We start from the raw sequence: 13279 nt of genomic DNA, 5'->3' as shown, positions 1-13279 counted from the left end.
CTAGAACGGGATGTCGTCGTCGCCGGCGCCCGAGCCGACCACCGCGAACGGGTCGGCCGACTGGGTGATCGAGCGCAGCGTCTGCGAGGGGGGCCGGCCCGCCTCGGAGACCCGGGTCGCCCAGGCCGGGAAGGGGAACTCCAGGCAGAGCGGGACCGGGATGTCGGGCTGGTTGACGAACATGGTGCCCGGCTTGGCCAGCAGCGCCCGCTGGCGCTGGGCCGGCGGGAGGAAGCCGTACTCGGGGCGGGACGCCTCGGCCGGGTCGAGCCGGCCGACCACCCGGATCGCCGAGTTGGTGACGATCCGCCGTTCCACCTCGCTCGCCGTCTGCTGCGCGCCGATCAGGATCACCCCGAGCGAGCGGCCCCGCTCGGCGATGTCGAGCAGCACCTCCTTGATCGGGGAGGAGCCCTCGCGCGGGGCGTACTTGTTGAGCTCGTCGAGGACGACGAAGAGCAGCGGCTTGGCGGTGCCGGACTTCTCCTTGCGCTCGAACTCGCTCTTGAGCGTCACACCGACCACGAAGCGCTGCGCGCGGTCCGGCAGGTTGTGCAGGTCGACCACGGTGACCTGGGCGCTCTCGGCGGTGTTGATGCTGTGCGGGCGGCGGGTGGCCAGGTCGCCCCGGATCAGCCGGCCCAGGTCCTTCTTGCTGCCGATCAACCGGCGGGCGAAGGCGTTGACCGTGCCGAGGCCGACCGCGCTGCCCGCCCAGTCGCCCCGGGTCTCGTCGTCGTTGAGCTGCTCGACGATGTGGTCGACCAGGTCGCCGTACGAGCCCAGCCGGACCCCGTCGACGCTCACCCCGCCGTCGGCGGGCTGGGCGTACCGGGCCAGGTGGGCGGCGACCGAGTGGACCACCATCGTGTACTGCTGGCGCTCGTCGTCGGCGTCGGCGAAGACGTACGGCAGGAGCCGGTCGGCGCAGAACTCGCTCAGCGTCCAGTAGAAGCTGTCCACGCCGGTGAGCCGGCTGCTCACGTCCGGCGTGCCGGAGGCGTCGCCGACCCGGGGCGGGGCGTAGACCCGCACGTCGGGGAAGGCCCCGGCGTCCAGCCCGAGCTTCGCGTACGCGGCCCGGGTCGGGTCGTCGAGCCGGGCGTTGGGGTGGTCGAGGAAGAGCAGGTCCTCGCCCTTGACGTTGAAGATCAGCGCCTTGGCGTTGACCGCGTCGCCGCCGAGCACCCCGGAGCGGAAGACCGAGTAGAGCAGGAAGGTGGCGAAGCTGGTCTTGGTGGCCACGCCGGAGATGCCGGAGATGGAGACGTGCGCGCCCCGGCTGCCGTCGAGGAAGTCGGCGTTGAGGTAGACCGGCACGCCGTCGCGGCCCATGCCCATCGGGATGCGCCGCTCCATCCGGTCGAAGTGCAGCGCCCGCGCCCGGGCGTCGCCCTCGGCCCGGTAGACCGCCGCGCCCGGCGCGGGCGGCACGTAGAACTCCGGGTCGACCCGGGTCGTGGTGATTTCAGCGGCCTCCTGCACCTGGGCGGGGAGGGTGCCGTCGGCGATGGCGAACACGTCCGAGTCGAACTGGGCGCCCTCGTGCCGGGCCCGGACCTGGGTGACCACCCCGGCGATGGTGACCGGCTCCCGGTCGGGCAGCTCACGGCGGGTGACGACCACGTCGTCGAGCTGGAGGTAGCTGTCGGGGGAGACGGCGGTCCAGAACTGCAGCGGGGTGGCGTCGGCGGTGCCGAGCACCCGGCCGACCGGCTGGCCCGGGCCGTCGAGCAGGTCGTCGGTCATCGGGGGACTCCGGTCAGCTGCTCGTCTGGGTCAGGGCGCACGCCCTGCATCCTGCCCGAGGAGTACGACACGTTGCCACGCGACGCGGCGGACGCCACGCGTCGTCGTCGCGGGCCGTCGCGCTGCGGGACGGCGCGACCACGGTGCGTCCCTCTCGTCCGTGCGATTCCGCCACCGAGGGGCGGGATACGCGAGAGCATCGGAGGGCCGTGAGAGCGAGGAGTGCCGTGGGGACGACACGAGGCCGACTGGTGGGGCTGCTCGGCCTCGCCGCGCTGCCCCCGGTGCTGGAGGAGGCGCTGCTCGTCGGCGTCGGCCTGCACGCCGCCCGGGGCCTGGCCCCGCAGGTCACCGCCGTGTGGCCGTACGACTCGTACCACGACCTGCGCTGGCTGCTGGTCTACCACAACTCCTGGGAGATGTTCCTGGTCGGCCTGCTGCTGCTGACCGTGCTCCGGGGCGTGCTCTCCGCCGGGCTGACCGCGCTGGCCTGGCCCGCCGGGGTGCCCCGGCCCTCCTGGCGCTGGCTGATCCGGCGCAACCTGGAGGTCGCGGTGCTCGCCGCGGTGGTCATCTCGCCGTGGGCCGCGCTCTCCGTCGCCTTCTCGGCGGTGGCGTTGTCGTGGTACCTGTTCGCCTCGCTCGGCCCGATGCTGGTGCTCGCCCCCTTCCTGGTCCGGGCCGGAGTGGTGAGCCGGTGGTGGAAGGGGCTGCCGACCATCGAGCTGTTCGGCTGGGCGTCGCTGAACTTCGTGGTGCTGACCCTGGCCGGCGCGGCGATCTCCACCGCCCCCGGCTGGTGGGCGGTCGTGATGGCCGGCCTGGCCGGCGCGGTGAACGGGCTGCTCTGGCAGCGGACCGTGGCCGCCGCGGCGGCGCCGGTCCGGCGCTGGGGGCGGGTGCCGGTCGGCCCGATCGCGATCGCGCTCACCCTGGCCGGCTCCATCTGGGCCCAGGCGTTCATCGGGTTCGCGGCCGGTGGGGGGCAGGGGCAGTGGCGGCCACCGGTGCTCACCCAGCGGTTGCCCGACCGGGTGCCGCACGCGGTGATCGTCCTGGGCGGGCACAACTCGAGCTGGGACGGGACTCCTGCCGCCGACCCGCGGGTCGAGCGCTTCTCCTACCGTGGCCTGGACGCGCAGGGCCGGCCCCTGCCGTACCCGCCCGAGGCGACCCACCGGTCACTGGACTCCAGCAGCGCCCTGCTCGCCGACCAGGTCGAGTCGGTGCACCGGCGCACCGGACGCCCGGTGGCCCTGGTGGGGCAGAGCGAGGGTTCCATGGTGGCCCGCACCTACCTGGAACGGCTTCCGCGCGGCCCGGTGACCACGGTGGTGATGTTCAGTCCGCTGGTGCAGGCCGGCCGGACCTACTACCCGCCGCCCGGGCACGCCGGCTGGGGAGTGGCGGCCGGTTGGGAGCTGCGCGTCATGTTCTGGCTGGCGAACCTGCCCCTGGCGGTGAAGGACCACCCCGACAGTTCGTTCGTGCGGTCGGTGCTGAGCAACGCGCCGTTCTACCGCAACCGCACCCTCTGCCCGGTACCCGGCGTCCGGATGATCGCCTTCCTGCCGACGATCAGCGCCGCGGAGGCGCCGCCCGGGGAGTACAGCCACGTCCCGGTCTACCAGCAGCCCGCGCTGCACGGCGGCCTAGTGGGCGAGCGGGCGGTGGAGGACCGGGTGGTCGCCTTCCTGGCGGGCGAGCCGGTGGAGATGCCCCGGCGGGAGTACGGCCTGCTCCAACGGCTGGGCGCCGCCTGGCAGGCCCCGCCGCTGGCCCTCATGCTCAATCCGATCTGGTCGGCGACCAGGGAGGGGGATCCGGCGATGACGGGCCGGGTCTGCGAGGCCCGCTGAGCCCATCCGTGACCCGGCCCGTGCGACGGTGTCGCAGCAGCAGTCGCAGGACCGCGGCGTCGAGCCCCACCACCAGCAGCGCGGGGACCGGCGCGTACGGGAACAGCAGCAGGTCGACGGCGGCGCTCACGGTGGCGCAGCCGAGGGCGACCGCCGTCGTGCCCCGGCGTCCGGTGGCCGCGGCCAGGCCGGCGAGCGTGACCGCCGCGCCGATCGCGACGTGCAGCCAGGCCCAGCCGGTGATGTCGACGAGGTACATGCCCCGGGCGGTCTGCACGACGAACGGGTCGTCGGTCGTGTTGGCCCACGAGGACAGCAGGTCCACCAGGCCGCTGGTGGTCAGCAGGGCGCCGGCCAGCAGCGGTGGTCCGGATCGCTGCGCCCGGGCGGTGTCGACCGGCTGCGGAAAGCCCATCTGCCCAGGTTAGGGCCGGCACGTGAGTTCGCCGCCGCGAACGGCAGGGACCCGCGCCCGTCGTCGTGGCCGGGGCGGACTGTCCGCGTACCCCCGTTGGTGGCGGCCGGGGGACGGCCCGGCGCGGCCGGGGCGCGCCCGATGGCCGGCGGACCCGGCAGTTCAGGGCGGCCGCTAGGCGGGCGGGGCGGCTCCGGCGGGCGGCGGCGCGGCGGCGTCCCGGGCGTGGCGCAGCATCAGCACGCCGTCGTCGGCGGCGAGCACGTGCCGCAGCGGCAGCTCCCGGGGCGCGCCCGGGTCGCCGGCGGTGATCCGGCCGGGACCCGCCCCGGCGAGCAGCGGGGCGACGGTCAGGCAGAGCTCGTCGACCAGGTCGGCGGCGGTGAGCGCGCCGAACAGGTGCGGGCCGCCCTCGCAGAGCACCTGGCCCAGCCCCCGCCGGCGCAGCTCGGCCAGGCCGGCGGCGACGTCCACCCGCTCGTCGCCGCAGCGGACCAGCTCGGCGACGTCGGTCAGCCCCGGGGGCGGCGCGGCGCCGGCGTGGGTCAGCACGACGGGTCGCACCGGCGCGTCGGCGAACGCGGCCTGCGCCGGGTCGAGGTCCAGCGACCCGGAGACGACCACCAGGGTGGGGTACTCGGGCAGCCCCCGCTCGCGCCGCCAGGCCCGGCGCGGCTCGCTCAGCCGCACCGCGCGGTAGCCCTCGTGCCGCAGCGTGCCGGCGGCCACCAGCAACCCGTCGCAGAGCATCCGGAGCAGCCCGAAGACCCGCTTGTCGGGCCCGCCCGACAGCCCGGCGGAGTAGCCGTCCAGGGTGACCGCGCCGTCGAGGCTGGCCACGAAGTTGACCCGCAGGTGCGGGCGGTCGGCGCGACCGTAGAGCGCGGTCAGCTCGGCGTCGTTCAGGGGCGGGGTGGCCGGCGTCGGCCAGATCCGGCGGATCGGGATTCCGACGGTCATTCGCCGGCCGGACCGGTGACCGGAGGGATGGGTCCGGGGGTACGGTGCTGGCAGTCGCACCACTTCCGGCCGGGACAGTCGTCGTGCCGCCGCTCCCGGCAGGCTCGGCAGATCATGTCGGCAGCCTATGCGGTGGGAGGAGGGGGCAGCATGCCACGTCAGATCTTCCAGCTGAAGATGTCCCTCGCCGGGGTCCCGCCGGTCTGGCGGCGGGTGCTGGTGCCCGGTGGTTACACCCTGGACCGGCTGCACCGCGTGGTGCAGCACGCGATGGGCTGGCGCGACTGCCACCTGCACTCGTTCGAGATCGACGGGGTGCAGTACGGCGAGCCGGACCCGGACGGCGAGCTGTCGCTCCGCGACGAGCTGGACGTCCGGCTCGACGCGGTCCTCGGCAAGGGCAGCAGGTTCCGCTACACCTACGACTTCGGCGACTGGTGGGAGCACGACCTGGTGGTGGAGGACGCCTTCACCGCCGACCCGGTGGAGCGGTACCCGTCCTGCCTGGACGGCGAGCGCGCCTGCCCGCCGGAGGACGTCGGCGGCCCGTCCGGCTACCTGCTCCTGCTCGCCGCGCTCGCCGACCCGCGGCACCGCGAGCACGCGGCGATGCGGGAGTGGGCGGGCGGCGGCTTCGATCCCACCCGGTTCGACCCGGGGCGGGCCAGCACGCTGCTGCGTCGCCTCTGCTGATCCCCTCCGTCCGCTGAGGACCGGTCGAGGGCATCGGCCGTAACGATATGGGAACGCTCCCATCGGTCTATTGACACCCCTGACACCTCCCGGCAACCTCATGGGAGCGTTCCCAGGGCGTGGCGCGGATCACCCACGTACACCGCCCGGGCCGACCGGTCCGCCGGCCGGCGGGAGCGCGCAGATCACCCCCCCACCACACCCAAACCCAGCCTCACCACTGAAAGAGGGGTCAGGATGAGCGTCACCACGCGGCGTACCCGCCTCGCGGCTGCCGCCCTGGCCGCGGTGACCGCACTCGGCGGTCTCGCGGCCTGCGGCAAGGACGACGACGACGCCACGGCGTCCGGCGGGAAGCCCGCCAAGCTGGTCGTGGACACCTTCGGCGAATTCGGCTACGACGAGATCGTCAAGCAGTACGAGAAGGACACCGGCATCAAGGTCGAGCTGCGCAAGACCGCGCAGCTCAACGAGTACCGGCCGAAGATCGTCCGGGCGCTGGCCACCGGCAAGGGCGCCGCCGACGTGGTCGCCCTGGAGGAGGGCATCCTCAACGAGTTCAAGGCGAACCCGGCGAACTGGGCCGACCTCGGCAAGCTGGTCGCCAAGGACCACAGCGGCGAGTACCTGCCCTGGAAGTGGGAGCTGGGCAAGGCGCCGGACGGCCGGCTGATCGGCCTGCCCACCGACGTCGGCAGCCTCGCCGTCTGCTACCGGCGGGACCTCTTCCAGGCCGCCAAGCTGCCCGTCGAGCGCGACCAGGTCGCGGCCCTCTGGCCGGACTGGAACGCCTTCATCGAGACCGGCAAGAAGTATCGGGCCGCCACCGGCAAGGGCATGCTCGACTCGGTGACCACCGCCTCCAGCGCGGTGATGTTCCAGCAGGGCGGCGACCTGTTCTACGACAAGGACGACAACGTCGTCGCCGACAGCAGCGCCTCGGTGAAGAGCGCCTGGGACACCGCGATCGCGATGGCCGACGCCAACATCACCGCCGAGACAGCCACCTGGTCGCCGGAGTGGTCGGCCGGCTTCAAGCAGGGCACCTTCGCCGCGACCTTCTGCCCGTCCTGGATGCTCGGCATCGTGCAGGAGAACTCCGGCCCGGAGAACAAGGGCAAATGGGACGTGGCGCCGGTCCCCGGCGGCGCGGGCAACTGGGGCGGCTCCTGGCTCGCCGTGCCGACCCAGAGCAAGTACCTCAAGGAGGCGGCGAAGCTCGCCGAGTACCTGACCAACGCGCAGAGCCAGGTGGCGGCCTTCAAGGCCAAGGGCCCGCTGCCGACCAACCTGGAGGCGCTGAAGAACCCGGAGTTCCTCGCCTACACCAACGAGTACTTCAACAACGCCCCGACCGGCAAGATCTTCGGTGACAGCGTCTCCAAGATCCAGCCGCTGCACCTCGGTCCGAAGCACCAGGCCGTGAAGGAGAACGCCTTCGAGCCGGCGCTGCGGTCGTACGAGAGCGGGCAGTCGACCAAGGACAAGGCCTGGGAGCAGTACGTCAAGGACGCCAAGACCCAGGGCGCCTTCTGAGCACTGACCCACCACGGCGGGTGGCGTCCGGGTCTCCCGGGCGCCACCGGCCGCGTCCCGTTGCACGTACCGCCCGCCTCACCGGCCCCGCCGGCGCCGGGAAAGGATCCCGCATGAGCCTGTCGGCCACGACCGCGCCGCCGTCACCCACGGCGTCGCCGCCCCCACCCACCCGGCGCCGCAGCCGGGCGCTGTCGCTCAACCGCCTCGACCTCAAGCTCTCCCCGTACCTCTACATCGCCCCGTTCTTCGTCATCTTCGGCATCTTCGGGTTCTACCCGATGCTGCGCACCGCGTGGATGTCGCTGCACGACTGGAACCTGATCGGCGAGCACAGCTTCATCGGCGTGGACAACTACACCCGGCTGTTCACCGACGAGTACTTCTGGAACGCCACGGTCAACACCTTCGGCATCTTCCTGCTCTCGACGATCCCGCAGCTGCTGCTCGCGCTCTTCCTGGCGACCCTGCTCAACCGCACGTTCCTGCGCGCCCGGACGTTCTTCCGGATGGCCATCTTCATGCCGAACGTGGTGTCGGTCGCCGCCGTGGCGATCGTCTTCGGCATGCTCTTCCAGCGCGACTTCGGGCTGATCAACTGGTTGCTCGGCCTGGTCGGGATCGACGCGGTGGACTGGGACGCGCAGCGGTGGAGCTCCTGGACCGCCATCGCCTCCATGGTCAACTGGCGGTGGACCGGCTACAACACGCTCATCCTGCTGGCCGGCATGCAGGCCATCCCCAAGGACCTCTACGAGGCGGCGGCCATCGACGGCGCCAACCAGTGGAAGCAGTTCTGGCGGATCACCCTGCCGATGCTCACGCCGACCTTCGTCTTCGTGGTCACCCTCTCCACCATCGGCGGGCTCCAGCTCTTCACCGAGCCGCTCGTCTTCGCCAACGGCAACATCATCGGTGGCGACCAGCGCGAGTTCCAGACCCTGGCCATGTACATGTACGAACTGGGTATCGAGAACCTCAACACCGCCGGGTACGGCGCCGCCGTGGCCTGGGCGATGTTCGTGATGATCGCCCTGGTCTCGCTGGTCAACTTCCTGCTCGTCCGCCGTACGGTCAAGTGAGGAGCGACCGAGTGAACTCCGCGTCCCAGCGCCTCTGGCGCACCAGCCCGCTGATGTACGTCGCCCTCGTGCTGGCGGTGCTCTTCTCGATCTACCCCTTCTACTACATGGTCGTCATCGCCACCCGCAGCCTTGACTCGATCAACGACGTGCCGCCGCCGGTCACCCCGGGCGGCTCGTTCGGCGACAACTTCGACCGGGTGCTCGCCAACGACGCGGCGAACTTCCTCACCGGCCTGCTCAACTCGGTGATCGTGTCCGGCGTGGTGACCGTCTCGGTGGTGATCACCGGGTCGCTGGCCGGCTTCGCCTTCGCCAAGCTGCGCTTCCGGGGCCGCAACGTCCTGCTGCTGTCGATCATCGTGACCATGATGATCCCGACCCAGCTGGGCCTCATCCCGCTCTGGGGCATGATCCAGGACCTCGGCTGGTACGACACCCTCTACGCGGTGACCGTGCCCTTCCTGGTCAGCGCCTTCGGCGTGTTCATGATGCGGCAGTACGCCACCCAGGCCATCTCCGACGAGCTGATCGAGGCGGGCCGGGTCGACGGGGCCAGCACCTTCCGGATCTACTGGAACATCGTGCTGCCCGCGCTGCGCCCGGCCGCGGCCGTGCTCGGCCTGCTCACCTTCATGGAGACCTGGAACTCCTACCTGTGGCCGTACGCCGTGCTCACCCCGGAGAATCCGACCCTGCAGGTGTCCCTGGCGTTCCTCTCGTACGCCTACTACACCGACTACTCGCAGGTGTTCGCCGCGACCGCCATCGGTACCGTGCCGTTGGTGCTCGTGTTCGCCCTGTTCGGCCGCCAGATCATTGGCGGGATCATGGAAGGTGCCGTCAAGTCGTGAGCAACCCATACCACCCGCCCGCAGTCGGCGTACTCGACCAGGGGCCGGAACTGATCTTCCCGCCCGGCTTCCTGTGGGGCGCGGCGACCGCCGCGTACCAGATCGAGGGGGCGGCCACCGAGGGTGGCCGGACCCCGTCGATCTGGGACACGTTCAGCCACACCGAGGGGCGGGTGGTCGCCGGGCACACCGGTGACGTGGCCTGCGACCACTACCACCGGATGCCGTCGGACGTCCGGCTGATGGCCGAGCTGGGCCTGAAGTCGTACCGGTTCTCGGTGTCCTGGCCGCGGGTGCAGCCGGGCGGCTCGGGCCCGGCCAACGCCGCGGGCCTGGACTTCTACCGGCGGCTCGTCGACGAGCTGCTGGGGCACGGCATCGAGCCCTGGCTGACCCTCTACCACTGGGACCTGCCCCAGCCGCTGGAGGACGCCGGCGGCTGGCCGGCCCGGGACACCGCCGGGCGGTTCGCCGAATACGCCGAACTCGTCGCGGACGCCCTCGGCGACCGGGTGACGTACTGGACGACGCTGAACGAGCCCTGGTGCTCGGCGTTCCTCGGCTACGGCTCGGGCGTGCACGCGCCCGGCCGCTCCGACGGGGCGGACGCCGTCCGCGCCGGGCACCACCTGATGCTCGGCCACGGGCTGGCGGTGCAGGCGCTGCGGGCGTCCCGGCCGCAGGCCCAGCTCGGCATCACCGTCAACCTCTACCCGGTCACCCCGGCCAGCGACGCGCCCGCCGACGTCGACGCGGCCCGGCGGATCGACGCGCTGGCCAACCGGTTCTTCCTCGACCCGGTGCTGCGCGGGTCGTACCCGACCGACCTCGCCGCCGACCTGCGCGAGGTCACCGACTTCGGGCACGTGCGCGACGGCGACCTCGCGGTCATCTCCACCCCGCTGGACCTGGTCGGCGTCAACTACTACAGCCGGCACGTGGTCGCCGCCCCGGTCGAGGGCGCCGAGCCGGAGCCGTACTGGCGGGCGCCGTCGTGCTGGCCGGGCAGCGAGGACGTCCGGTTCGTCACCCGGGGCGTGCCGGTCACCGACATGAACTGGGAGATCGACGCCCCCGGCCTGACCGAGACGCTGCGCCGGGTCCACGAGGAGTACACCGACCTGCCGCTCTACGTCACCGAGAACGGCTCCGCCTTCGTCGACGCGGTGGTCGACGGGCAGGTCGACGACGTCGACCGGCTGGCGTACTTCGACGCCCACCTGCGGGCGGCGCACGAGGCGATCAACGCCGGGGTGCCCCTGCGCGGCTACTTCGCCTGGTCGCTGATGGATAATTTCGAATGGGCCTGGGGCTACACCAAGCGGTTCGGGATGGTCTGGATCGACTACGACAGCCAGGCCCGTATCCCCAAGTCCAGCGCCAGGTGGTACGCCGAGGTGATCCGACGTAACGGTCTGGCCGCACAATAGGCGAAGGCCAGCCAGTTCTCGGGCGGCTCCGCGCCCACCCGCTCCCCACGGGTGGCGCGGATCCGCCCGACGTCGGAGGAGCAGACGATGACAACGCAGCGCACCCGGTCGCTCGGGCGCCCGACCCTCGACGCGGTCGCCGCCCGCGCGGGCGTCGGGCGCGGCACGGTCTCCCGGGTCGTCAACGGCTCGCCGCAGGTCAGTCCGGAGGCCCGGGCCGCCGTCCAGCAGGCCATCGCGGAACTGGGGTACGTGCCGAACCGGGCCGCCCGGGCGCTGGTCACCCAGCGGACCGACTCGGTGGCCCTGGTGGTCTCCGAGTCCGGCGACCGGGTCTTCACCGAGCCGTTCTTCGCCGGCATCGTCCGGGGCGTCAGCTCCGGGCTGCTGGAGACGCCGTTGCAGCTCTGGCTGGCCATGGTGCAGTCCCCGATCGAGCGGGAACGGGTCGAGCACCACCTGACCAACCAGCACGTGGACGGGGTGCTGCTGCTGTCGCTGCACGACTCCGACCCGCTGCCCACGCTGCTCGAGGAGCGCGAGCTGCCGACCGTGCTCGGCGGCCGGCCCGCGCGGATGCTCCAGCCCGGGGCGCGGCCGTCCTGGTTCGTCGACGTGGACAACGTCGGCGGCGCCCGGCAGGCGGTGGAGCACCTGGCCCAGCGGGGCCGGCGCCGGATCGCCACCATCGCCGGCCCACAGGACATGGGTGCCGGCCTGGCCCGTCTCGCCGGCTACCGGGACGCCGTCCGGGCCGCCGGGGCCGAGGTCGACCCCCGCATGATCGCGTACGGGGACTTCAGCGAGGGCAGCGGCGCGGCGGGGATGCGCCGGCTGCTGGAGGTCTGCCCCGACCTGGACGCGGTCTTCGTCGCCTCCGACCTGATGGCGTTCGGCGCGCTGCGTACCCTGCGCGAGGCGGGGCGTCGGGTGCCCGAGGACGTCGCCGTCATCGGCTTCGACGACGCCCCGATCGCCCGCCAGGCCGACCCGCCGCTGACCACCGTCTTCCAGCCGGTCGAGGAGATGGGCCGCCAGATGGCGCGGCTGCTGGTCGCCCGCATCCGCGGCGATGAGATCCCCGCCCCCCACATCCTCCTCGACACCCAACTCATCCACCGCGCCTCCGCCTGACCCACCCCCGGCGCTCCGCGCCCCCCACCATCCGACCCCGCCCCGTCACCCGCGCGCCGCACTTCCTACCTGCGGGCACTTTCAGAGAAAGCGTGGCTGTTCGGCCGTGAATAGCCACGCTTTCTCTGAAGTTGCAGGCGCGTGGCGCGTGGCGCGTGGCGCTGGCGCGGGGCGCGGGTGACGCGGGGTGGGGGAATGCGGGGCTCCGGTGGCCGAGCTTGCCGCTTGGTGCGGGATGTCCCGGGGGCCTCGTCGGGGCGGTCGTGCAGGCGGAGCTGCGGCCTGGGCCGGCGTCCGGCGGCTCGGCGGGGCGGGCGGCGAACCCGCCGTCGTCACCTCTCGCGGGCTGCGCGTAGGCCGTGCGCTACCAGCGGGGCCACCATGTCGCCGATGCGGTCGAAGCCGGGGCCGAGCGTCTGCCCGAGGGTGTGCCGGTAGTGGATGCCCTCGCAGATCACCGCGAGCTTGAAGCAGCCGAGCGCGACGTGCCAGTGCAGCGGCCCGACGTCGACGTCGCTGCGGCCGGCGTACCGCTCGATCAGCTCGGCGCCGGTGGGGAAGCCGGCGCGCGGGCCGAGGCCGTCGGCGACCGGGTTGCCGGCGGCGAGGTCGCTGTCGCCCAGCACGTCCCAGTAGGTCAGCAGCAGGCCGAGGTCGGCCAGCGGGTCGCCGAGGGTGGCCATCTCCCAGTCGAGCACGGCGCGCACCGACACCGGGTCGACGGTGGCGAGGAGGTTGTCCAGCCGGTAGTCGCCGTGCACGATCCGCCCGGCGTTGGCGCCCTCCGGAACGGTGCCGCCGAGCAGGTCGCGCAGCTCGTCGATGCCGGGCAGCGGACGGCTGCGGGACCGGTCGAGCTGGCCGGCCCAGCGGCGTACCTGCCGGCCGAGGTAGCCCTCGGGGCGGCCGAAGTCGGCCAGCCCGACCGTGGCCGGGTCGACGGTGTGCAGGGCGGCGAGGGTGTCCATCATCGCCAGGGCCAGCTCGCGCCGCTGCTCGGGGCGGAGCGGGTCGGTCTGGGCGCGGCTGCGGAACACCTCGCCGCGGACCCGCTCCATCAGGTAGAACGGCGCGCCGAGCACGTCGGTGTCGGCGCAGTGCAGCAGCGCCGCCGGGACCGGCACGTCGGTGGGCGCGAGGGCGGAGATCACCCGGAACTCGCGGGCCATGTCGTGCGCGGTGGCCAGCACGTGCCCCAGCGGGGGTCGGCGCAGCACCAGCTCCCGCTCGCCGACGCGCAGCAGGTAGGTCAGGTTCGACTTGCCCCCGGCGATCAGGGTGGCCGACAGCGGCGCGTCGGCCAGCTCGGGCCGGTGGGTGGCCAGGTAGCCGGCGAGCCGGTCGAGGTCCAGCCCCCGGGGGGACCCGTTCCGTGCGGCGGCGGTGGGCGGGGTGTCGGGGGCGGCCGGAGAACTTCCCGGCCGGAGCGCGTCGACGGCCGGATCGGTCATCCGAATAGTTGATGGCAGCTCAGCTTTCTTGTCAAGCCGGGGATTTCCCCCTGGGACATGCCGCTGCAACAGGGGCGAAATGGTCAACCGGCAGGCTGGTGCCCAGCCTGCCGGCC

Annotated in this window: 11 protein-coding genes; 7 read left to right on the top strand and 4 right to left on the bottom strand. The window is 72.7% G+C overall.

Features of this window, described 5'->3' with window-relative positions:
• A complete protein-coding gene (locus tag ACTMTB_RS09125; protein WP_441144113.1) occupies positions 1–1749 on the bottom strand; it encodes an ATP-binding protein in 1749 nt (582 codons plus the stop codon).
• A 227-nt stretch (positions 1750–1976) separates the two neighbouring features.
• Between ACTMTB_RS09125 and ACTMTB_RS09120 the strand changes: the two genes are divergently transcribed.
• Positions 1977–3608, top strand: a complete 1632-nt coding sequence (locus ACTMTB_RS09120) for an esterase/lipase family protein (protein WP_441144111.1) — start codon at positions 1977–1979, stop codon at positions 3606–3608.
• Here ACTMTB_RS09120 and ACTMTB_RS09115 read toward each other — a convergent pair.
• Positions 3538–4023, bottom strand: a complete 486-nt coding sequence (locus ACTMTB_RS09115; protein WP_441144109.1) for a DUF7144 family membrane protein — start codon at positions 4021–4023, stop codon at positions 3538–3540. The two genes, ACTMTB_RS09120 and ACTMTB_RS09115, sit on opposite strands and share 71 nt — an antisense overlap.
• Positions 4024–4197: 174 nt before the next feature.
• Positions 4198–4983 (bottom strand): pyrimidine reductase family protein, encoded by a 786-nt coding sequence (locus tag ACTMTB_RS09110; RefSeq protein WP_441144107.1) that lies wholly within the window; start codon positions 4981–4983, stop codon positions 4198–4200.
• Positions 4984–5133: 150 nt separating this feature from the next.
• Here ACTMTB_RS09110 and ACTMTB_RS09105 point away from each other — a divergent pair, with 150 nt between their 5' ends.
• The 6 genes from ACTMTB_RS09105 to ACTMTB_RS09080 all read left to right on the top strand — a co-directional run bounded on the left by ACTMTB_RS09105 (position 5134) and on the right by ACTMTB_RS09080 (position 11712).
• Entirely contained in the window at positions 5134–5676 is a 543-nt protein-coding gene (locus ACTMTB_RS09105; RefSeq protein WP_441144105.1) for a plasmid pRiA4b ORF-3 family protein, read from the top strand.
• Between the two features lie 237 nt (positions 5677–5913).
• A complete protein-coding gene (locus ACTMTB_RS09100) occupies positions 5914–7212 on the top strand; it encodes an ABC transporter substrate-binding protein (RefSeq protein WP_441144103.1) in 1299 nt (432 codons plus the stop codon).
• 113 nt (positions 7213–7325) lie between these two features.
• The gene (locus ACTMTB_RS09095; RefSeq protein WP_238449727.1) at positions 7326–8294 is read left to right on the top strand and encodes a carbohydrate ABC transporter permease; all 969 of its coding nucleotides are present in this window, start codon (positions 7326–7328) and stop codon (positions 8292–8294) included.
• Between the two features lie 11 nt (positions 8295–8305).
• Positions 8306–9148 carry a carbohydrate ABC transporter permease gene (locus ACTMTB_RS09090; protein WP_441144100.1) on the top strand — a complete coding sequence of 281 codons (843 nt, stop codon included), beginning with the start codon at positions 8306–8308 and terminating at the stop codon, positions 9146–9148.
• Entirely contained in the window at positions 9145–10578 is a 1434-nt protein-coding gene (locus ACTMTB_RS09085) for a GH1 family beta-glucosidase (RefSeq protein WP_441144098.1), read from the top strand. Before ACTMTB_RS09090 ends, ACTMTB_RS09085 begins: the two co-directional genes overlap by 4 nt.
• Positions 10579–10665: 87 nt before the next feature.
• Positions 10666–11712, top strand: coding sequence for a LacI family DNA-binding transcriptional regulator (locus tag ACTMTB_RS09080; protein WP_441144096.1), 1047 nt, complete (start codon positions 10666–10668; stop codon positions 11710–11712).
• 332 nt (positions 11713–12044) lie between these two features.
• Here the strand turns inward: ACTMTB_RS09080 and ACTMTB_RS09075 are convergent, their stop codons facing one another.
• Entirely contained in the window at positions 12045–13163 is a 1119-nt protein-coding gene (locus ACTMTB_RS09075; protein WP_441144094.1) for a phosphotransferase family protein, read from the bottom strand.
• Between the last annotated feature and the right edge of the window lie 116 nt (positions 13164–13279).

It is taken from the genome of Micromonospora sp. L32, assembly GCF_052068055.1.
Classification (GTDB): Bacteria; Actinomycetota; Actinomycetes; order Mycobacteriales; family Micromonosporaceae; genus Micromonospora; species Micromonospora purpureochromogenes.
This window is presented reverse-complemented; position numbering and strand designations above follow the sequence as displayed.